Genomic DNA, 19,722 nt, shown 5'->3' on the forward strand with positions numbered 1-19,722 from the left:
TATTTTTTAGGTACGGCTTCTTCTTATTTATTCCTTTATTCCCGAAAAACCAGAGCGATCCTCTAAGCAGCTCTCACATATGCCAAGCAGTTCATATGATTTTTCTTCGTTCTGATCGTCGCTGCCTGCTTCAATATGTCCGCATATCTCACATACTTTCGCCATTATGATTCCTCCATTTCTGTTTTAGAATCTGGAACTGCTACATCATAGCCGCTGTCACGAACAGCTTGTTCAAAATCTATAAAAGAAGCTGCTTTTTCATCAAAGGAAACTACTGCTTCGCCTTTTTCCGGGTGCACACTAACATCTCGTATTCCCCATACATCAAGCAGCACTTCGTTGATTCGTTCTTTATCTTCTTGCGTCATACCGTTAATGGAAATGGTACGTGTTATCATTATCATCACCGTCCTTTGTTTAATGAGGCTTTTTCTTACCCATTTCTTCCCCCATGCCGTTTAGAAAAGCTGTTAAATAAGAAAGGGCCGTCATTACGTGAGGATCCCGCATCGTTTTAAACATTTTCCACATGCTCGTTTCCTCGTCTTTTTCTGTTTCTTTTGCCATTCGTTCCATTCCGTGTATAACGCCGTTCATCATTTTTTCTAATTCTTCAGGTTCTACTCTTCCTATAAATTCAATCGCATGGAAGCCATTTTTAATGAGATGATGCATGCTCGGCTGATTAATTTTATCTATGCTGATCGACCCGATTTTTTCTCTCATTCTAAGTAAACCTTTTGCCATATCGAGCATTCCTGCTTGCTGCAGCTCTTCGACAATTTCCAATGTTGTTTGAATCGATTCATGGTTATCTGTAATTTGTTTTAACAAATCTTTTTGAATTTGCTGCTGCTTTTCTTCGGCTGTTTTTTCTTGAATGTTAATTTGCGTGATTGCTTTCGCCATCTATGATGTCCTCCCTCTCAACAACCTCTGGTACAGAAGTAAAATCATCTCTTTTCCACTTTTTATCCACCTCTACTCCGATATGAGGCTGCGGGTTTCCAAACCGGAAATTTACAGACGGAAGCGGTGATTGTCCGTCAGCTTCTAAAACGTCCATTTTTACTTGCATTTCTTTGTAGTTTGGTGTGTGTGTATCTTTATCATGATAACTGCTCGTCAGCTTATTAACGGCCTGTATTTCTTCTATCGTATTCATCGGAAGATACAGTTCCTTCCCTTTTACTCTATCTGTAATCAGCACTCTTACTTTTACCTTTCCATAAGGCGAAGTCAAACGAACGAGTGCCCCTGTTTTTATCTTTCTTTCTTCAGCTAGTTCATGAGATACTTCAAGCCAAGGGTTTGGAGCTTTGTGTGTTATGCCTTCTGATTTATTCGTCATATTGCCTTCGTGGAACTGTTCAAGCAGTCTGCCGTTATTAAGGTGTAAATCGTATTCTGTCCCTGCTTCAAATGGTTCGCTCCACTCTACTGGGAACAAGCGGGCCTTTCCATCAGGAAACCCAAAAGAATCTTTATACAAAAGCGGTGTATCCTCACCGTTTTTATTTACCGGCCAAAGCTGGCTTTCCCAATTCTCCAAACGTTTATAACTAACCCCTGCAAAAGCTGGAGCCAGTTTTGCTGCTTCATCCATAATTTCTGCTGGGCTGTCATAATGCCAATCCGCTCCGCACTTGTTAGCAATATCCTGAAAAATTTCCCAGTCCGGCTTGCTGTTTCCAAGCGGTTCAAATACTTTATAAAAACGCTGGATGCGTCTTTCGGTATTTGTAAATGTTCCTTCTTTTTCAAGACTCGGAGCTGCCGGCAGCACTACATCGGCAAATTGAGCTGTTTTGGAGAAAAAGATATCTTGTACAACGAAGAATTCCAGCTTTTCAAATGCTCCATGAACATAATTGATATTAGAATCAACTAATGCCATTTCTTCTCCGAATAAATACATTGCTTTTACTTTTTTATCATCAATTGCTTCGACTACTTGGTGATTGTTCAATCCTGGTTCTTTTGGAATTTTGGTTTGCCAGGCTTGTTCATAGCGTTTGCGGACCTCATCATCTTCCACTGGTTCATATCCTGGGAAAAAGTTTGGCATCGTGCCAAAATCGCTTGCTCCCTGCACGTTGTTATGGCCCCGAAGCGGATAAGCTCCGGCTCCTTCTTTACCAAAATTACCGGTTACTAAAAGTAAATTGGCAATGGCTGTACTAGTATCGGTGCCGCCTATATGCTGGGTTACTCCCATAGCCCATAGAATACATGTGCCTTTAGATTCGTGAATCATTTCAGCAATTGCAATCATATTGTCTTTGGAAAGCCCGGTAATTTCCTCCGCATACTCCATCGTATATTTTTCTAGCGATTGTTTATATTCTTCTACATTGTTTACACGATTCTTTAAAAATTCGCTGTCATCCCAGCCTTGGTCAAATATATATTTTGTAACCGCCGAAATCCATACAAGATCTGTACCGGGCTTTGGATGAATATGATAATCAGCTCGTTCGGCTAATTCATTTTTTCTTAAATCTGCTACGACCAATTTTTGTTCATGTAACTTGTTCGCTCGTTTTATCCTTGTTGCAAGAACGGGATGAGATTCTGAAGGATTTGCTCCGACTACAATCACTAGACCTGCGTTTGCTATATCTTTTATTGTCCCAGAGTCTCCTCCTATGCCTACGGTTCGCATAAGTCCTGCTGAAGCTGGTGTTTGACAATATCTAGAACAGTTATCTACATTATTAGTTTGAAAAACAGAGCGGGCCAGTTTTTGAAACAAATAGTTTTCTTCATTGGAACACTTGGATGATGCAACGAAACCAAGGGCATCTGCTCCGTGGTGTCGTTTTATGGTTTGAAACTTTTCTGCAATCAAGGAAAGAGCTTCATCCCAAGTCGCTTCTACAAATGCATCATTTTTTCGAATCAGCGGAGTGGTAAGTCTTTCATCGCTATTAACGAAATCCCAGCCGAACTTTCCTTTGACGCAAGTAGAGATGCCATTTGCCGGTGCGTCTGGCTGCGGCTGAATTTTTAATATGTCTCTATCTTTTGTCCACACCTCAAAACTGCAGCCAACGCCGCAATACGTACAGACCGTTTTCGTTCGATCTATTCTGTCTTCACGCATAGATGCTTCGACGTTGGATATGGTAAATATACCTTGATAACCAGGTTCCACTTCTTTTGTCAGGTCGATCATCGGCTCTAAGACGTTTTTAGGAATGTTCGTCATATAGCCAGCTTCTCCAAGCATTGATTTCTCCATTAACGCATTACATGGACAAACCGTTACGCAATGACCGCAAGACACACACGAGGATTCATCAATGGGGACATCATTATCCCAGATCACCCGTGGTTCTTTTCGTTCCCAATCGATACTCAGTACTTCACTTACTTGAAGATCCTGGCAAGCTTCTACACAAAGCCCGCATAATATGCACTGATCCGGTTCGTATCGATAATTCGGATGGGAATTATCAGGAGGATATGGTTTAGGAGTGAATTCATATTTTTGGTGGTCTACCTGTAAGTACTCTGCCGTATTGTGAACTTCACAATTTCCGTTATTATTATCACAAACCGTACAGTAAAGCTCATGGTTTTTAAGAATTTGCGACATTCCTTCAAGCTGAGCGGCTTTTGCTTTTTCCGATTCTGAATTCACTGTCATTCCCGGTTTGACTTCGGTTGTACAAGACCTCTGCAGCTCGCCGTTCACTTCCACATAACAGGTGTCACATGTTTTTATTACTCCCACCCCAAGATCAGGCTGAGAAGAACAAATACCAGGCATAAAAATATCTTTATCTCGGCAAGCTTCAAAAATAGTGCGGCCGGGATTTGTTTCTATCTCCTCATTATTGAACTGAAAGGTAACTTTCTTTTTTTCCATCCATACCACCTGCAATATTTTGACTTTATGTATAGTTATTTACAGAAAACGATCTTTATATAAGAAAAACTTTATTCGCAGGCGAAAAATAACACGGAACTAATTTCCTTATATATTTGCTCAGGAAAGAGCTAATGTGCACCCATTTGGATTTGGAGGCCAAGTTAAAAGAAGCCTGAGAAGGTTATCCCAGGCTTTGTTTTTTCTTAAATTGGCTCGGAGCGCTGCGGCAGCCACTCAGCAAGAAAGTCCGGTAATTCTCCATTGGCCGCCAACGTTGCATGTCCCCCGTCCACCATCTTAAATGTTTTGTCTGCACTAGAGACGGCATCAATGACTGACGCACTCATTTGACTAGGCACTAACGTATCGAAAGTAGTCGAGACTACTAATAGATTGGCGGTAATATTGGAGAGATTTGCTTGTTTTTGCCGCAACATTAAATTCCCATTCATAAGTTTGTTATCTTTTCCAAGATCCGTTATTAATTGTTTTAAGGCTGCCCCTGAAAAAGGAATATGGTTTTTCGTCCAAAGGTTAAAACGTCTCCATTTTTCTACATACTCTTTATCATCTGCACGTTGTAAAAGGGAGGCATAGTGACTGAAATAGATTGGATATGATGCAATGCGCATACCTGCTTCGATAAAGCGTGCAGGAATAGTTCCATACATGTCCAAAATTTTTTCGTACTCTATTGTTCCATGCCGTAATTGTTTTACCCATTCGTCATAAACAGGAGGGCTGCTAAAATCAATGGGTGCCACAGAAAGAATGAGGTTTTTAATTGGTTCTTCAGCTATAGCAGCATACATCGCTGCCAGCGTTCCGCCTAAACAGTATCCAATAACAGTGACTTCATCTGCACCAGAGTGGCGTAATGATTTTTTAACTGCTTTTTGTATATAGTCATAGACATAATCATCAATGGTTATATCTTTATCTTCATAGCCTGGAATGCCGAAATCCAGCAAATATACATCAAATCCTTCATTTATAAAGGCTTCTATCATACTCATACCAGGAGCTAAATCAAGAATAAACGGTTGGTTTACTAAGGAATAAACTAAAAACAGCGGTACGTTGTATTTCTTTTCAGGCGCTTCATAGTACCATAACGCTGCTTTATTTTTCTTCCATATTGCTTTTCGCGGGGTTAACCCTACTTCGGGTGCAGGTTCAGTGAATACATGTTTCATACCTTCCCAGCGTTTTTTTTCTTTTTCCCAATTTATAGAGCGGAGGGTGTTTTTATTTTTCTTAACCATTCCTCTCGCCCTTCTTTCTCTGATGTGGTTCCGTTTCTAAAAATGCGGAAGAAGTTAAAAGATAGTTTAGAGCCATGAGTTTTTTCAACTCATGTCTTTTTTTCTCTGAATTATCTTTTCCCTTGTTTTCTTTTTGCTGTGAATTGTCCTGCTTTTTTTTTGAATTATGGCTTGTATCTTGTAAAGACACGTCGGGAGACTGTTTATTCTGCAATAACTCTTTCACGTCGATAAGCTCTTCTTCCATATTATCGATTTTATCTTCCAATTGAATAATGAGTTTAGCTATATTACTAACATCTTTTTTCGTTGGGATATTTAATGGTGCAGATAATATTTCACTGTATTCTTGAAGAGAACGCAAAAAACGCGCATGTGTTTTTGCTGCGATACCTGCGGCTTTTGCGATGTTTTCGTTATTTAATTCTTTCTTGATCGTATCATTTATATTTTTTTCGAGAGCAAAAGCTAGTTTCTTTAAGTCTTTATAGGAGTCGGACATAGTATCCCACCTTTCGAAGTTGAAAATATCAACTTTCGCTATAGTATAAACAAGCTTTTACTATTTTGTGCATAAATTAATAGATTTGCCCTCGCCCCTTTTATACAGGAACGGGAGTATATTTTTGCCCGTTTTCTAGCAGACTGATGTGTAACAGCCGTTTCTATTAAATGATTCTATGAGTAGCATACAAGCATCCTTAGAAATTACTCGGCTTGCTGCCAAGTAAAGGAAAATGCCGGCTCCTTTTAAAGTAAGAACTGGGGCTAAGGAGGGATGAAATGACAGAACAGCAACTGGAGTATACGTTTGATCTCTTTGGCTATTCAGATTTATTCCAAAAGCTTCGTTATCCGATCAAAGTGTCAGGGGAATTTGACAACGTTGATATCGAAGTATTGGAATCCTTTTTAGACTGGTATGTTTTCGATAACACCGATAAGGTATTATTTGATGATTTCATTTATCATTTTCGAATATTTAAAAAGATTTATGAAAACAATAATCTTCCTTACAGACCCTGGTAACTAAGAAAAGCGCAAGCGCCTTGCTCACGAGCGACAAGTCCTGGAGGGTCGGCATATGGAAAGCTGATCTTTGCTTTCCATTGACGAACCGAAGGAACCTCGAGCGAGTAGGCGCTTGCGCTAGACATGTAAAACGCCAACTATTTATCATTTCTTACCTCTTAAGAAAAGCGCAAGCGCCTTAAAAGAAGGAAGTTCGGCTACGAGCGTCACGTCCTGTGACAACGCCGAACTGACTCCCATCCTGGGAGCCCGCGACAGGTTCTGGAGCTTTCGCGCAGGGTCGCCTGCGGCCCGGATTCGAAAGGGAAGACATAAGACGTTCAGCTCATTTTAATGAACTTCTACTAAGATCGCACACGTCGACGCATAGGATGTGCTAATGTCGCCAATGCCACAGGACGTGGCGTTTTTGGCGACGAGTGTGCAACGTAGAAGTCACCACATCGTGTGGAAGGACGTCCTGTGACAACGCTGAACTGGCTTGCACAGGAGGTGTTGACTTTTGCGTTGCGACAGGACGTTCGTGGTTTTAGCAAAAGTTCCTCTTTATCGTGTGTGCCTGAGCGGCTGGGCGGCTGAAGCTAGACATCAAAAACGCCAACTATTTATAGTTTCTTACCTTTATAAAAAAAGTTTAGTGATAGACGTGCTGATTTCTTTCTTATGTATGGTGAACCTTTGTACCTTGAGAATGTTAACTAATGAAAGAGCTTGGGGCGTCCAAGCTCTTTTGATAATCAATTTTAAGATGTCTCTGCTTCATTTTCTTCATATGCAATGAGAATGATATCTTGGTTTGTCGTTTCTCGTAGTTCGTTTTCTAGGGATCTTAGCCGCTCTAATTGTCCTGGCTCTAAATCAGCTGCTGAATAATCTTCAAATTTTTCATTCTGTGGCATATAACTTCCTCCTTTTAAGCTTTAAGGTACACGTAAATATACTTATTTATTCCTTCCTAAAGGAAAAAAAGTGTCTTTCTCACTATTTAAGATTGGCTCCAATTATGCAAAAAAAGAGCGCCGGTTTTGGCACTCTTTTTGCTGGTTTTTTATGCTTTCTCTACGACATAAGCTTTCTTTTCCCTGAAATATTTTTCTCCGTCTTCGGAGGAATGTTCAAAAAATCCTTTGAATTCATGCGTCACTAAATAATGACGCTCTGGATCGGTAAATAGTTGGTTATCATTTGTGGATAGGAGTACAGCGTCTGTGGTGGTAACGTAACTATCGAGATCTTTTGCCTTGTACTGCGTTCCCGGTTTTAACGTATTCAGCCCTGGTTTAGACATCGTATCTCCTCCCTTTATGCAATGTTTGTAATGATCATTCCCAAAAGTCTTTTCTACAAAACCTTAAGAAACGCAAAAAAGCAGGGCGGCTATAGATTAGGAGCAGCCTCCTATCATCACAATTGGGGGATAAGAATTTCCTTTTTATTTCCAATACTAGCCGGCTTTCCTGATTTACTCGCCGTTTACAGCAAAATACTATCCGGGGACGATCATTTACTCGCTAATCATCGCCAAATACTCGCCAATGCCAAAGGACGTGGCGTTTTTGGCGACGAGTGTGCAACGTAGAAGTCACCACATCGTGTGGAAGTACGTCCCGTGACAACGCTGAACTGGCTTGCACAGGAGGTGTTGTCTTTTGCGTTGCGACAGGACGTTCGCGGTTTTAGCAAAAGTTCCTCTTTATCGTGTGCGCCTGAGCAGCTGGGCGCTGAAGCTAGACATCAAAAACCCAACTATTTATAATTTCTTACCTTTCGAAAAAAAGAAACCGTCACTCGGACGATTCCCTTTTTTCATTTAATTGCTGTTCGGCCATTTTCACTAATTCTCTCACCATTTTCCCGCCGATATTGCCGCCAATTTTCCCGGCATCTTTTGCTTTTATTTCCCCATTGTAGCCATTATTTAAGGTGACGCCCTGTTCCTCAGCTGTTTCAAACTTTGCATTCTCGGCATTATTGATATTAGAGACTTTTGCTTTTAGCTGATCTAATTGTTTTCTCGATTCAGGGACGAGTATTTTGTTTCTTCTCCCCATCTAACATTCCTTCTCTCTTATTTTCGTTTTATTTTTCTTCCTTCATGTGAGACTAAATTGCCATTTTCATCTACTTCATCAATTGAACCATCAATCGTGCCTTCCGTGTACGTATCGGATACTTGTTCGTGGGTTGATGCCAATCCCTTTGATGATTGGTCAGTGCTAGTATAATCTGACGGATGATAGGTTTTATCTGCATCTATTTTCGAACGCTGCTGATTATTGTCCATAGCAAAAACTCCTCTTCCTCATTTACGATTAATATGTGAATCCTGCACTTTTTTTATTCTTTTTTCTCATACGAAAAGCGGCCCTCTTTTTGCGAGGCCGCTTTTTCATTTAATAAGGATCAGATGGATGGGCGATTTCTTCCGCTTGTCTTACTGCTTCAGCTGAATCCTCCGTTCCAATTGGTCCTTTGCTGCCCATTTCATCCTTTTGCTTCAACCCTTCTTCTACACGCTTTCCATAATTTTCATCACACTTGTAAAATAATTCCACCATTTGATCTTGAATATCTTCCCGACAAGGTTTTAACGTATTGACCAAGTTGGATATTAACTCTTCTCTTTCCCACTCACTTAAACGCCGATATGTTTCGCCTGCCTGCTCAAAGTTATTTGTACGGTCAATCGGTTCCCGTTTTAAATGCCCTTCCACATAAGGTTCGTGTTCTTTGCCCGGATTCTCAGCTTCTTTCAGTCCGGCAATCAACGAAGGTTCGTAATTTACATGCGGATTGTCATGCTCTCCATAATCGGTTCTAAAATCCATTTGTCCACCATGCTGGTTGGTTGCAGGCTTATGCTTCGGTTTATTAATGGGGAGCTGTAAATAGTTACTGCCCACCCGGTATCTTTGGGTATCCGAATAGGAAAATGTCCGGCCTTGCAGCAGTTTATCATCCGAAAAGTCAAGACCGTCAACAAGGACACCGGTACCAAATGCAGCTTGTTCTACTTCAGCATGAAAATCATCCGGGTTTTTATTTAACACCATTTTTCCAACAGGATGCCATGGGAAATCTTCTTTGTACCAAAGTTTGGTTGGATCTAACGGATCAAAGGTAAGCTCGGGATGTTCCTCGTCACTCATCACTTGAACATAGAGCTCCCACTCCGGATAATCGCCTCGTTCAATCGCTTCAAATAAATCCTGGGTGGCATGATTAAAGTTTTTACCCTGTATTTCTTCTGCTTCTTTCTGAGTTAAATTTTTTATGCCCTGTTTCGGTTCCCAATGATATTTCACAAGAACCGATTCTCCTTCTACATTGACCCATTTATATGTGTTCACCCCGGAACCTTGCATTTCGCGATAGTTAGCTGGAATACCCCACGGGGAAAATAAAAAAGTAATCATGTGCATCGCTTCTGGAGATTGTGAAATAAAATCAAAAATACGCTCGCCGTCTTGTATGTTTGTCACCGGGTCTGGCTGAAAAGCATGCACGAAATCAGGAAATTTAATAGGGTCACGGATAAAAAATATTTTTAAATTGTTTCCTACTAAATCCCAGTTGCCGTCTTCTGTGTAAAACTTCACCGCAAATCCTCTTGGATCGCGCAATGTTTCGGGAGAATGTTTTCCGTGATTCACTGTAGAAAAGCGAACAAACACCGGCGTTTGCTTTCCTTTTTCTTGAAACAGTTTGGCTCTCGTATATTTGGAGATCGGTTCATCTCCAAAAGTTCCATACGCTTCAAAATAACCGTGCGCTCCTGCTCCACGAGCGTGCACGATACGTTCTGGTACTTTTTCCCGGTCAAAATGACTGATTTTTTCAAGAAAATCATAGTTTTCCAATGTCGTGGGGCCGCGGTTTCCTACTGTTCGTGTATTTTGATTGTCCGTCACTGGATGTCCCTGCTGGTTCGTTAACGTTTCTTCTTTTTGGTCGTACTTGTGTAAACTTTTTTCATTTTTTTGTTCATCCATTATTTTTGCCCCCTTCCTCTATCCATTTTTTCCAATAAAAATTAATATATGTAAATCTCACAAATATTTCTGGTTACATGCTACGAACTAGGAATGTTGCGGTTATTTTGTGGAAATTTTTTCAAATACCAGCCGATTTTGTTGGTTTACTCGATGTTCTTAGAGGAATACTGGCCATACAACAGAAAATACTCCAGCTAAATAGTTTGAACATATTTGGATTGGCAAGATCATGCTGTTTCCATAGTAAACGTGCGATTTTTGTGTTTTCAATAAAGGAATGGAGCTCGTTGGAAGTGGAGAAGCGTGACTCACGTGTTGTGGAGGGTGAGGAGATCACAGAGAACGGTTCACTGATCACAACAAATGAATAAATCGGTATGTTTGGGAGGTTATTTTTTATAAGTCATGTAACGAAGTGGTGCTTTTTAAACGAAAAACCCCCTTACCTTTTTAAAAAGACAATTCACCTTCACTGGCAAATTGTCTTTTTCGGACAGTACTTATATGGAATGTATTGCATCCTTAATAGGCTTCGTTCCACTCACTACTTGAAATTCCTTTCCGATTGTTGTCTCATTTTCAAGGCTGGCAACGATGACTCCAGCAACGTCCTCTCTAGGAACTTCACCGCGCTCCACTTCGAATGCTGCCTCTACTTGACCGGTTCCTTTATCATTTGTCAGCCGGCCAGGATGTATAATCGTATAATCCAAATCCGTCTGCTTCAACCACTCATCCGCATAATGCTTTGCTGCAACATACGGTGCAAAGGACGAAGAAGCAGCTTGGATGGCTTCACGTCTCGTGTCAAATGAACTAATCATGATAAAACGCTTCACACCAGCAGCTTTAGCTGCTTCTATCGTTTTTACAGCACCATCCAAATCAATTAAAATGGTTTTGTCTTTTCCTGTGTGCGGGCCAGAACCTGCTGTGAATACAACCGCATCGACTCCCTCAGCAGCTTTTGCAATGGTTTCGATGTCCTCTTCCAGATCTGCCACTGCAGTTTCCGCGCCCAGTTTTTCAAAAAATGAGACTTGCTCCTGGTTACGAATCATTGCTTTTGCTTCCAGACTGTCACTATCCTGAATAAATGAAACAAGATGTTTTCCAATTTGGCCATTTGCTCCAACAACAAGAACTTTCAACGCTTACACCCTTTCTAAGTAGATGACATAAAACTTATATTATCGTTATTTTTATTGTAAATCGAAAAAACGAATATGTCTAAAATTTCAGCTGCAGCCGCTGGCATTTACTCCTATTTTCATTATCCCCTAATTCGGGCATATAACTAATGAGCAGGAATAATATTGTTTAATGGTGATGCTGCCGCGATCGCTGCTGTTTTTATTTCTTCCAGTCCTCCTGCTAGTAAAAAGAGAATGGCAGAACCTGCAATTAGAGCTCCCCATTAGTTGTTTAGCAGGATTTAGTTGCCCCCCCATTACGTAACATGCTCCTGTCTCTTCTCAAGCGCCTGCGTATTAGTATACATCGCGCTGATAACGTTTTTCTTTTTTCATGTTGTCAAGATAATCTTCTGCTTGTTCAGCACTCTTTCTGCCCTCTTTTTCGATAATCTCAAGGAGAGTGTTGTGAACGTCTTTGGCCATTTTATTCTTATCACCACAGACGTAAAAATAGGCACCATTTTCTAGCCACTCGAACAACTCCTTGCTGTTTTCAAGCATGCGATGCTGCACGTAAACTTTTTGTTCGGTGTCACGTGAAAAGGCGAGATCTAATTTTGTGAGCACCCCATCATTTAACCACTGATTCCATTCCTTTTTATAAAGGAAATCTGTTTCATAATACTGCTCACCAAAGAACATCCATGCTTTTCCTCCAGCTTGTTCCACTTCTAGCTCTTGCATAAAGGAACGGAATGGTGCGACACCAGTTCCCGGACCGACCATGATGATCGGTGTTTTACGATCTTCTGGAAGGAAAAAGTGTTTGTTTGGCTGGACGTAAAGGGACACCTTATCCCCTGGCTTCACCCGTTCAGCACAATAAACAGAGCAAACCCCTTTTCGTTCTCGGCCGTTTCTTTCATATCGAACCGCTCCGATTGTTAAATGAACTTCACCCGGTACCGCGGCAAGACTACTTGCAATCGAATAAAGACGCGGCGCATATTTACGTAGAATGGAAACGACATCTTGCACGGGAACATCTTGTAAATTGTACTCCTGAATCAAATCGAGCAAGTCTCGACCTTCCATATATTCTTTTAATTCCGCTTTATTTTCAGGTGCTAAAAGCTCATCAATTTTCTGGCTCTCTACGAGTCTTCCTACCTTTTTTAAAATAGCTTTCGTCGCATTGGTAATATCCAATTGTGTTAAAAGCGCTTTCTTAAGAGAATGCGTTTCTTCCTCTCTTCCTGCGTTAACCGTCACTTGTTCTTCTGGATCCCAATTCGTTTCTTCCAAAATTTTATCGACAAGTTCTGGATCATTTTCTGGATAAATCGCAATCGTATCCCCTGGTTCATAGGAAAGGCCAGAATCTCCTAAGGAAAGCTCAAGGTGACGGGTTTCTTTGTTTGAACCTTGTCCATTCAAATTAATATTTTCAAGCACTTCTGCTGGAAACGGATTTTTCCTTGAGTATACCGTTTGACTTTTTTCAGTTTGCAACACTTTCCACCTCACAAAAGAATATGTAAACGATTTTCGTATGATTGCAATCTAACATCTTCCCTCGATTCGCTCACCGATGCAAGTTCCATTAGTCTCATTATATTTGTATTGTTCCCTTACTCAAAAAAATTTCTATTGCTTCATGTTTTGCTCGAAATGTTCATGCTCACTCGTTTAATTAATTTCTGTCAGCGATTAGTGGACGGAGATTTTTTAATTGTTCTCTCAAATCATCATCCCGATATATAGGCAAATGTTTAACCTGGTCTTTGATGTAAATGTAGATATGAATATCTTTTTCGTTTCCAACAAAATAAATCCTAATCCCCTGATCATTTACTAAATTGAAAGTCTGTAAACAATGGGTCGGATTGTTGCCTTCATTTATTTTGTGCCTGCAAACACCGCTTATCATATTATGTGTATAACCGTGATCATTTAAATGCCGTAAAATTTCATCGAGCCATGGATCACTTACGATAAAATCATGGGTTTCTACAGGGTGATTGATAACATTAATATCTAATTCTGTTTGAATTGACACTTTTTGTTTTCCAAATGTAACCGGTGTATAATATGGCAAAATGAAGGAAAATGGAATCACTTTCTCTTCATAGGGGTTCACTGTTACAGCATCTGTAATTTCGATTTCTACAATCGGTTCAGTGACATTACGAAAATCCGTTGTATCATCATCTTCTTTATCAAATTCTGAATCAATATGAATATATATTTTTGATATTTTTTGTTCTGTATTCCCTCCGAATATATGAACCTCGCCTTTGGTTTCTTTTCCACGCTCAATTCTACTATCCAAAAGCACTGTATTTACCTTTGCAGAGCCAATGCCAATACTCGATAATATTTTTTTAAACATATTTCCTCTCTCCCATTTAACGCCTATATGATATCTGGTGTAATTCACTTAATGTATTCTATTTCTATCGTATTTTTATCTTTATTAATGGTTCTGATTTTTTTGGATGTTTTATATTGTACAACAATTTATAAAAAGTAGAAAATAAAATATTTTACAAATTATATTATTTAAGTTATTGTTCTTACTTCCTGATTGTATAAGTATCCCGTAGGAAAGGTTTTCACTTTTTTAACGTATTCGCTTGGAAGGGGAAAAGCAGTGGATATGTAAGGAAAATCAAAAATAATCCAACGAGTGATAGAGATCTCTCTCTATAAATAGATATGAAATAAAAAAATTACAAAATTCCATCTCGAAGACTCGATATCCAGATTAACTAACAGAAATTCAAATGTTTTTTGTTTTAATATGTGTTTTTAATCCCTTTCTTGTTTCAAAATAATACTCTCTTTTTTTACGCTTTTGTGGGCCTATAAGGGTAGCCGCTATGCCAATTAATCCATAAAGTATAAAAGAAGTAACATAGCCCCATGTCCCAATAAACAGTCCAGCTAGTAATGAACCGATTACTTGTCCTACTGCCAAAAGTAAAAATGGAATGCAAATACCTAAAGACGCATTCGTAATAAATACACGAATTCCCCACACAAGAAGAACTCCGGTTAAAAATATATAGGAGCAGCCGAAGAGTCCAGCCGCTAAATAAGACATGAACCAGTTTCCAGGAATAAAAGATAGAATAATCGATGCGGAGGCAATCGACAGACTTCCTAATTTATACGCAAAAGGTAATCCCGCCTTTTCAACTAGAGAACCAGAAAATCCTCCTAGCACACCAAACAGTCCAATGATGACCCAAAACCAGAAAGCTGCCAATTACTGTAATTACCAGCCACTTCAATAAAAGATCTGGAAAATGTCCAAAAGGCTGCTGTGGAAATTCCCAGGATAAGAGATGCCAAAATCAAAGGGATGGCTCCTTTAACTCCTCGTATAGAGAGGTTCCCTTTTTCAAACATTAACCATGAACTGGTCCCGGCTTTCGGAATCGCTCGGAAATTCCATATCAATATTAGGAGTGTCAAGATAGCATAGATGAAATACGTCAGTCTCCAATCCGGTGTTAAAAAATAAGCGCCTAATCCAGAAAGGACAATGCCAAAACTTGTTCCTGAATTGATCCATGTGTTCGCCTTCCCTTGTTTATCCTCTTTCACCCAAAGCGATATCGCCGCGCCATAAGGTGGAGATACCAAACCTGTGCTTCCTCCAGCTAATAACACGCCTAATGCAAGCACCCATGCATTGGGAGTGATCGACATCAACAGCAATCCAGCAAAAGCTGACAATCCAGCTGAGATAATCATCCTTCTCGGCCCTTCTCTTGTCGTAACCACAGTGGAGAAGATAATTGTGAAACAATAGGCTAAATAAAACAACGAAGAAATCATTCCCGATACGAACTCGGACATTTCAAGTGATTCCTTCATCCCGGGGAGAAGCAATCCAAAACTAAACCTCGCTAATCCATAGGTGACAGCAATCATGATAACTCCAGGTAAAACTAACCTTGAAAATTTTATGGTATTCAACCTAACTCCTCCCTTGCAGTATATAGAACGACCTTTCTAATTTTAGGTGAAAAAATTACGATGTATGTTGGACAAGGGTCCTCGCCATCGCAATAGAATGTTCGGTTGCTTTCTCTGCGCCAATCAATGTCGTCATGGAAGTAGTTCCTTCAAGCAGCAATGTAAATTGATTGGCTAAATCTCGTTCGTTATCTTTCCCTTTCCTTTGAGCTAATTGCTGAAAATATTTTAGCAATTTGGATTTGTGTCCTCTTGCAATGTTCTCAATCTCATTATCCGTTCCCGCATAATCTTCTATGGCTCTTAAGAACATATCTCCTTTGTAGGATTGTTCTTTTAACCAACGGCCATGGGCTTCTACAGCTAGAATGAAAGGGGAATTCGAATCCATTTCTACATGGGAATCCAAATAAGACCAATAGCGTTCTTCCCGCAGCTTCAGTACTTCTTCAACCAAATTGTTCTTGGAAGAAAAATGATTATAAAGCGTCATCGTTGCTACATTCGCTTCACTGATGATTTGCTTTAATCCTACGCCGCGAAATCCGTGCTCATAAAATAACCGTTCGGCTACTTTAAGTAATGTATCTTTTTTTACAGATCGACTCATGTCATCCACTTCTCCTTCAATTAGATAGAACAACCTTTCTATCGTGAGATTATCAATTTCTCGATCTTTTTGTCAACCAAAGATACACTTACCGTCCGCACAACAAAACTTACGTAAAATGCCCATCTACATGAAAGCACCGGTTGTGGGAATCAGGAACTAACACACCCTTAAGTGTTAATAAGAGGTATGTCCTTTAACCACTTAGCTTTGGAAATGAAGAAACAATACACCAAGGATGATTAATATAACAGAAGAAATTTTTCTTACATTTGCTAATTCATTAAAAAATACAATCCCTATAAGGGTTGTAGCAGCAATTGTCACTCCCGACCAAATCGCATAGGCTATACTAATTTCTATCTTTTGAACGCTTAATGTTAAAAAGTAAATACAAAAACCGTATAAGATAAAAACCCCTATGCTTGGCAGCCATCTTTGAAATCCTTGAGATAACTTTACCGACGTGTTTCCAAGAACAGCTAAAATCAGACTTATCGTTAAAAATATATAACCCAATTAAAAGACCTCCTTTTTTGCTTGATTTTGCTTGTTCGGCATATTTAAGCCAATCACTCCTATGACAATACAAAGAATGCCGATTATTTTAAAGAAAGATAAGGATTCTTGAAATAAAGCAATCCCAGATACAGATACTAAAACTGTTCCTCCCCCCGCCCATAAGGCATTCACAATACCTAGTTCATGTTGTTTTGTTAGTAAAATGTATAAAGCTAAAGCTATGCTATATGAGCTTATAACAATAATCGTAGCCCCTAAATGAGTGAATCCGTCTGACATTTTCATAAAAGTTGCCCCAACCATTTCAATAACGATAGAAAAGCTCAACAAAATATAGTATCTTAGCATAGATACCCTCCTGTTATTTTTTGATTGGACGTGAAGAACAAATGAACTTACAAATGCTGGAGTATTTTTTAATGGTTGCTAAAGAAAAAAGTATTTCAAAAGCTGCTCATCATTTATTTGTTTCTCAACCTGCGTTAAGTAAACAAATTAAAAAATTAGAAGAAACATTAGGGTTCTCGCTTTTTGTCCGTTCATCAAAAGGAATAAGCTTAACAAACAAAGGCCAACAATTATATGATGATATGGAACCCATAATCCATAAGCTGCAATATCAACTTAAGAAACATATGAATGATCAAGACATTCGCATGGGAAGCGATCCTTTATTAGCTTCTTATTATTTTCCTCATTATATTGAAAAAGCAAATCCCTTTAAAATAAAACTGACAACCATTAAAGATGATACCATTGAGTTAATCCCATTACTTGAGTCCGGTGACATAGATGCTGCTATCATTCAAGATCATCCGAATCAAATAGGATTACATTCCACCTTTTTATTTAGTGACAAATTTTATGCAGCCGTTCCTGTCAATCACCAACTTGCAAGAGAGGATAGTGTTTCTTTAATGGATTGTTTTAAATATACACAATTGCTGCCGCCAACACATACACCTTTGTACAAAAGGATTAAAGTGTTATTGGAGGATAACGCTATTCCTTTACCCGAAATCATTGAACTTCCTTACCATGCTCTGATTGGTTTTGCAGCTCAAGGTTATGGAATTTCTTATCTCCCCTCCATTATGGTTGAAAAAATCGATTATAAAGGTGTTGTGTTTATACCATTAAAAGACACTCCGCTCAAACGAGAAATGTATCTATATGCCCTTGATAAAGATACGTTAAAAACATTGAAACTAGGGTTCGGTAAATAAAAGTATAAGGGAAAAAATCATTGGCGAGGAATACATATAGTTCATCACGGAATAACCAAAAGTTATACCTAATTTATTGAGGGATCAGGAGAATGTAAGAAAAGCGCAAGTACCCTGGTCTGCCGCGACGGGTTCTGGAGCTTTCGCGCAGGGTCGCCTGCGGCCCGGAGTCGAAAGGGAGAACATAAGACGTTCAGCTCATTTTAATGAACTTCTACTAAGATCGCACACGTCGACGCATAGGATGTGCTAATGTCGCCAATGCCACAGGACGTGGCGTTTTTGGCGACGAGTGTGCAACGTAGAAGTCACCACATCGTGTGGAAGTACGTCCTGTGACAACGCTGAACTGGCTTGTACAAGAGGTGTTGACTTTTGCGTTGCGACAGGACGTTCGCGGTTTTAGCAAAAATTCCTCTTTATCGTATGGGCCTGAGCGGCTGGGCGCTGAAGCTAGACATCAAAAACGTCACATATTTATCATTTCTTACCTTTTAAAAAAGACATCCCATTTTAGAATGTCTTTTTATTTGGGGTGTTTTACACCCGTATGCACAAGTTACTATATCATTCTTTAATCTGCATTTAACACTTCATAAACCATTCTTTTTAGTGTTTTGGCTCTTACTACCTCCTCAACGGCTCCATTCGACTTATCACTTTTTGATGTTCTTTTCTTCGCAATACACAACAACCCCTTTAGATAAAAATATCTAAAGGGGTAAAATGGCGTAATTTTATTATGTAACATTTTTAAAACAGGTAAGATTTTATTTCAAATCCGCATTTTTGTTTGCACCTGAAATAAACCAGTAAATAATAGAGAGACGAAAAAACAAGTCAATGATTCTTCGTATTTCTTTTATTAATTTGGTCGGTGGCTTGGACAAATTAAGTGCTCTGCCAAGCTGAACTGCTTCCCAATAAAATAATGGTGCGGGTGGAGGGAGTTGAACCCCCACGTCATAAGACACTAGATCCTAAGTCTAGCGCGTCTGCCAATTCCGCCACACCCGCAAAACTATTTAATATTATCATAGAAATCTATAATAACATGAAGATAAATCAATGTAAACTGTTATTGATTGGGTTTGAATAACAACTAGCCATATCGGGGTTGAACCTCGAAAAGTCAAATCTTCTACCAAATAAGCTAGGCTCATCGCGTTGATATACCCTAACATTAAAACACATAAATATAACTTGCTAACAATGGTTCCGGCCAGAGGACTTGAACCCCCAACCTACTGATTACAAGTCAGTTGCTCTGCCAATTGAGCTAGATCGGCAAAAGGTCATAAAAAGGTGATCCGCTTTGTATTACGATTCTCTTCGTCTTCTGTGTTCATTCTTACAAGCGTTTATTTTGGTTGCGGGGGGAGGATTTGAACCTCCGACCTCCGGGTTATGAGCCCGACGAGCTACCAGACTGCTCTACCCCGCGATATTCAATAGTGATTATAGGGGAACCTATTCCCTTTGCAGGTGGCCCCCTTGGGTGCTTATCCAATGGCTCCACAGGCAGGATTCGAACCTGCGACCGATCGGTTAACAGCCGATTGCTCTACCACTGAGCTACTGTGGAATATAAATAAGTGAAACTTAATAATTTAAACGTATCACAAATAGACCATTTAGATGGTAGCGGTGGTCGGGGTCGAACCGACACTCCAGAAGGAACACGATTTTGAGTCGTAGACTTATTTACCAATTGTCTTATTACCTGATATGAAAGGCTTTAAGCCTTTTTACCATTTATGTAGAACGCACTACCCTAACAAATTTGAACAGTGCCTATTATAATGTATTTGAAATACTAATGCAAAACATAAAAGAGACTTAACAGTTCATTCCTTTCTTAACTTTTTCCTTACTGCTTCATAAGCATAATCATTCAAAACGTCTTCCAGTGTGGTGTGGATCGGTTACACTTAGCTAGACAGATTTGATAAGGTCATATAGACTTAGTTCAAATAAACACTAAGGAGAATGGTATATGAATAGACGAGAAAGAAGAAGCTTTACAAAAGAATTTAAAGAACAAATCGTCCAGCTGCATGCTTCAGGAA

Annotated in this window: 22 protein-coding genes, 3 tRNA genes and 1 pseudogene; 2 read left to right on the plus strand and 24 right to left on the minus strand. The window is 39.5% G+C overall.

The features are described 5' to 3' along the window. Positions 1 to 27: 27 nt before the first annotated feature. The 6 genes from FZF09_RS17365 to FZF09_RS17390 form a co-directional block, all read right to left on the minus strand. Positions 28 to 165 (minus strand): hypothetical protein, encoded by a 138-nt coding sequence (locus FZF09_RS17365; protein ID WP_158737856.1) that lies wholly within the window; start codon positions 163 to 165, stop codon positions 28 to 30. Beyond that, positions 165 to 401, minus strand: coding sequence for a heavy-metal-associated domain-containing protein (locus FZF09_RS17370; RefSeq protein WP_158737857.1), 237 nt, complete (start codon positions 399 to 401; stop codon positions 165 to 167). The genes FZF09_RS17365 and FZF09_RS17370 overlap by 1 nt, the downstream gene beginning before the upstream one ends. Positions 402 to 420: 19 nt before the next feature. Further along, positions 421 to 912: a helical membrane plugin domain-containing protein gene (locus FZF09_RS17375; RefSeq protein ID WP_158737858.1), complete on the minus strand. Its 492-nt coding sequence runs from the start codon at positions 910 to 912 to the stop codon at positions 421 to 423. After that, complete coding sequence (gene fdhF / locus FZF09_RS17380) at positions 887 to 3,877, minus strand: formate dehydrogenase subunit alpha (protein WP_158737859.1); 2,991 nt, start codon at positions 3,875 to 3,877, stop codon at positions 887 to 889. The genes FZF09_RS17375 and fdhF overlap by 26 nt, the downstream gene beginning before the upstream one ends. A gap of 206 nt (positions 3,878 to 4,083) precedes the next feature. Then, the gene (locus tag FZF09_RS17385) at positions 4,084 to 5,145 is read right to left on the minus strand and encodes an alpha/beta fold hydrolase (protein WP_233269537.1); all 1,062 of its coding nucleotides are present in this window, start codon (positions 5,143 to 5,145) and stop codon (positions 4,084 to 4,086) included. Then, entirely contained in the window at positions 5,138 to 5,647 is a 510-nt protein-coding gene (locus FZF09_RS17390; RefSeq protein ID WP_158737860.1) for a hypothetical protein, read from the minus strand. Before FZF09_RS17390 ends, FZF09_RS17385 begins: the two co-directional genes overlap by 8 nt. A gap of 281 nt (positions 5,648 to 5,928) precedes the next feature. Here FZF09_RS17390 and FZF09_RS17395 point away from each other — a divergent pair, with 281 nt between their 5' ends. Then, positions 5,929 to 6,174, plus strand: a complete 246-nt coding sequence (locus FZF09_RS17395) for a hypothetical protein (RefSeq protein ID WP_158737861.1) — start codon at positions 5,929 to 5,931, stop codon at positions 6,172 to 6,174. Here the strand turns inward: FZF09_RS17395 and FZF09_RS17400 are convergent. The 14 genes and pseudogenes from FZF09_RS17400 to FZF09_RS17455 form a co-directional block, all read right to left on the minus strand. Then, positions 6,159 to 6,302 (minus strand): hypothetical protein, encoded by a 144-nt coding sequence (locus FZF09_RS17400; RefSeq protein ID WP_158737862.1) that lies wholly within the window; start codon positions 6,300 to 6,302, stop codon positions 6,159 to 6,161. The genes FZF09_RS17395 and FZF09_RS17400 overlap by 16 nt on opposite strands. Before the next feature lie 618 nt (positions 6,303 to 6,920). Then, positions 6,921 to 7,076, minus strand: a complete 156-nt coding sequence (locus FZF09_RS22670) for a hypothetical protein (protein WP_199256817.1) — start codon at positions 7,074 to 7,076, stop codon at positions 6,921 to 6,923. Between the two features lie 149 nt (positions 7,077 to 7,225). Beyond that, positions 7,226 to 7,465: a hypothetical protein gene (locus tag FZF09_RS17405; protein ID WP_158737863.1), complete on the minus strand. Its 240-nt coding sequence runs from the start codon at positions 7,463 to 7,465 to the stop codon at positions 7,226 to 7,228. Positions 7,466 to 7,961: 496 nt separating this feature from the next. Further along, complete coding sequence (locus FZF09_RS17410) at positions 7,962 to 8,228, minus strand: alpha/beta-type small acid-soluble spore protein (RefSeq protein ID WP_158737864.1); 267 nt, start codon at positions 8,226 to 8,228, stop codon at positions 7,962 to 7,964. A 17-nt stretch (positions 8,229 to 8,245) separates the two neighbouring features. Continuing rightward, positions 8,246 to 8,461: a YozQ family protein gene (locus FZF09_RS17415; protein ID WP_158737865.1), complete on the minus strand. Its 216-nt coding sequence runs from the start codon at positions 8,459 to 8,461 to the stop codon at positions 8,246 to 8,248. A gap of 109 nt (positions 8,462 to 8,570) precedes the next feature. Beyond that, on the minus strand, positions 8,571 to 10,169 hold the full coding sequence (gene katX / locus FZF09_RS17420; RefSeq protein ID WP_158737866.1) for a catalase KatX: 1,599 nt from the start codon (positions 10,167 to 10,169) through the stop codon (positions 8,571 to 8,573). 503 nt (positions 10,170 to 10,672) lie between these two features. Beyond that, a complete protein-coding gene (locus FZF09_RS17425) occupies positions 10,673 to 11,323 on the minus strand; it encodes an SDR family oxidoreductase (RefSeq protein ID WP_158737867.1) in 651 nt (216 codons plus the stop codon). A gap of 339 nt (positions 11,324 to 11,662) precedes the next feature. Further along, positions 11,663 to 12,811 (minus strand): annotated as a pseudogene (locus FZF09_RS17430) (sulfite reductase subunit alpha); the annotation flags it as partial. Positions 12,812 to 13,001: 190 nt separating this feature from the next. Then, positions 13,002 to 13,700, minus strand: coding sequence for a sporulation protein (locus FZF09_RS17435; RefSeq protein WP_158737868.1), 699 nt, complete (start codon positions 13,698 to 13,700; stop codon positions 13,002 to 13,004). Between the two features lie 390 nt (positions 13,701 to 14,090). Beyond that, on the minus strand, positions 14,091 to 14,579 hold the full coding sequence (locus FZF09_RS22850) for an MFS transporter (protein WP_233269538.1): 489 nt from the start codon (positions 14,577 to 14,579) through the stop codon (positions 14,091 to 14,093). Beyond that, positions 14,531 to 15,295: an MFS transporter gene (locus tag FZF09_RS22855; protein ID WP_233269539.1), complete on the minus strand. Its 765-nt coding sequence runs from the start codon at positions 15,293 to 15,295 to the stop codon at positions 14,531 to 14,533. Before FZF09_RS22855 ends, FZF09_RS22850 begins: the two co-directional genes overlap by 49 nt. A 55-nt stretch (positions 15,296 to 15,350) precedes the next feature. Beyond that, a complete protein-coding gene (locus FZF09_RS17445; RefSeq protein WP_158737869.1) occupies positions 15,351 to 15,905 on the minus strand; it encodes a TetR/AcrR family transcriptional regulator in 555 nt (184 codons plus the stop codon). Between the two features lie 204 nt (positions 15,906 to 16,109). Next, positions 16,110 to 16,424 carry a DMT family transporter gene (locus tag FZF09_RS17450; protein WP_158737870.1) on the minus strand — a complete coding sequence of 105 codons (315 nt, stop codon included), beginning with the start codon at positions 16,422 to 16,424 and terminating at the stop codon, positions 16,110 to 16,112. Beyond that, on the minus strand, positions 16,425 to 16,775 hold the full coding sequence (locus tag FZF09_RS17455) for a DMT family transporter (RefSeq protein WP_158737871.1): 351 nt from the start codon (positions 16,773 to 16,775) through the stop codon (positions 16,425 to 16,427). It abuts the gene before it with no gap. Between the two features lie 53 nt (positions 16,776 to 16,828). On the opposite strand from FZF09_RS17455, the gene FZF09_RS17460 reads away from it, so the two are divergent. Then, the gene (locus FZF09_RS17460; RefSeq protein WP_255450606.1) at positions 16,829 to 17,653 is read left to right on the plus strand and encodes a LysR family transcriptional regulator; all 825 of its coding nucleotides are present in this window, start codon (positions 16,829 to 16,831) and stop codon (positions 17,651 to 17,653) included. Positions 17,654 to 18,423: 770 nt separating this feature from the next. Here FZF09_RS17460 and FZF09_RS22860 read toward each other — a convergent pair. The 4 genes from FZF09_RS22860 to FZF09_RS17475 form a co-directional block, all read right to left on the minus strand. After that, positions 18,424 to 18,627, minus strand: coding sequence for a hypothetical protein (locus FZF09_RS22860; protein ID WP_233269540.1), 204 nt, complete (start codon positions 18,625 to 18,627; stop codon positions 18,424 to 18,426). Beyond that, a tRNA-Leu gene (locus tag FZF09_RS17465) sits at positions 18,586 to 18,670 on the minus strand. Before FZF09_RS17465 ends, FZF09_RS22860 begins: the two co-directional genes overlap by 42 nt. A gap of 350 nt (positions 18,671 to 19,020) precedes the next feature. Continuing rightward, positions 19,021 to 19,097, minus strand: a tRNA-Met gene (locus FZF09_RS17470). Between the two features lie 66 nt (positions 19,098 to 19,163). Next, positions 19,164 to 19,238 (minus strand) — tRNA-Asn (locus FZF09_RS17475). Positions 19,239 to 19,722 lie beyond the last annotated feature (484 nt).

The sequence above is a fragment of the Alteribacillus sp. YIM 98480 genome (assembly GCF_009765375.1).
Taxonomy (GTDB): domain Bacteria; phylum Bacillota; class Bacilli; order Bacillales; family Marinococcaceae; genus Alteribacillus.

What these genes read in the sequence shown, in the direction of transcription:
- katX (WP_158737866.1), bottom strand. Translation starts at nt 10,169, where the DNA reads ATGGATGAACAAAAAAATGAAAAAAGTTTACACAAGTACGACCAAAAA.
- FZF09_RS22670 (WP_199256817.1), bottom strand. Translation starts at nt 7,076, where the DNA reads ATGCCACAGAATGAAAAATTTGAAGATTATTCAGCAGCTGATTTAGAG.
- FZF09_RS17445 (WP_158737869.1), bottom strand. Translation starts at nt 15,905, where the DNA reads ATGAGTCGATCTGTAAAAAAAGATACATTACTTAAAGTAGCCGAACGG.
- FZF09_RS17435 (WP_158737868.1), bottom strand. Translation starts at nt 13,700, where the DNA reads ATGTTTAAAAAAATATTATCGAGTATTGGCATTGGCTCTGCAAAGGTA.
- FZF09_RS17375 (WP_158737858.1), bottom strand. Translation starts at nt 912, where the DNA reads ATGGCGAAAGCAATCACGCAAATTAACATTCAAGAAAAAACAGCCGAA.
- FZF09_RS17415 (WP_158737865.1), bottom strand. Translation starts at nt 8,461, where the DNA reads ATGGACAATAATCAGCAGCGTTCGAAAATAGATGCAGATAAAACCTAT.
- FZF09_RS17390 (WP_158737860.1), bottom strand. Translation starts at nt 5,647, where the DNA reads ATGTCCGACTCCTATAAAGACTTAAAGAAACTAGCTTTTGCTCTCGAA.
- FZF09_RS17460 (WP_255450606.1), top strand. Translation starts at nt 16,829, where the DNA reads ATGCTGGAGTATTTTTTAATGGTTGCTAAAGAAAAAAGTATTTCAAAA.
- FZF09_RS17385 (WP_233269537.1), bottom strand. Translation starts at nt 5,145, where the DNA reads ATGGTTAAGAAAAATAAAAACACCCTCCGCTCTATAAATTGGGAAAAA.
- FZF09_RS17395 (WP_158737861.1), top strand. Translation starts at nt 5,929, where the DNA reads ATGACAGAACAGCAACTGGAGTATACGTTTGATCTCTTTGGCTATTCA.
- fdhF (WP_158737859.1), bottom strand. Translation starts at nt 3,877, where the DNA reads ATGGAAAAAAAGAAAGTTACCTTTCAGTTCAATAATGAGGAGATAGAA.
- FZF09_RS17400 (WP_158737862.1), bottom strand. Translation starts at nt 6,302, where the DNA reads ATGTCTAGCGCAAGCGCCTACTCGCTCGAGGTTCCTTCGGTTCGTCAA.
- FZF09_RS17365 (WP_158737856.1), bottom strand. Translation starts at nt 165, where the DNA reads ATGGCGAAAGTATGTGAGATATGCGGACATATTGAAGCAGGCAGCGAC.
- FZF09_RS17370 (WP_158737857.1), bottom strand. Translation starts at nt 401, where the DNA reads ATGATAACACGTACCATTTCCATTAACGGTATGACGCAAGAAGATAAA.
- FZF09_RS17455 (WP_158737871.1), bottom strand. Translation starts at nt 16,775, where the DNA reads ATGCTAAGATACTATATTTTGTTGAGCTTTTCTATCGTTATTGAAATG.
- FZF09_RS17410 (WP_158737864.1), bottom strand. Translation starts at nt 8,228, where the DNA reads ATGGGGAGAAGAAACAAAATACTCGTCCCTGAATCGAGAAAACAATTA.
- FZF09_RS17405 (WP_158737863.1), bottom strand. Translation starts at nt 7,465, where the DNA reads ATGTCTAAACCAGGGCTGAATACGTTAAAACCGGGAACGCAGTACAAG.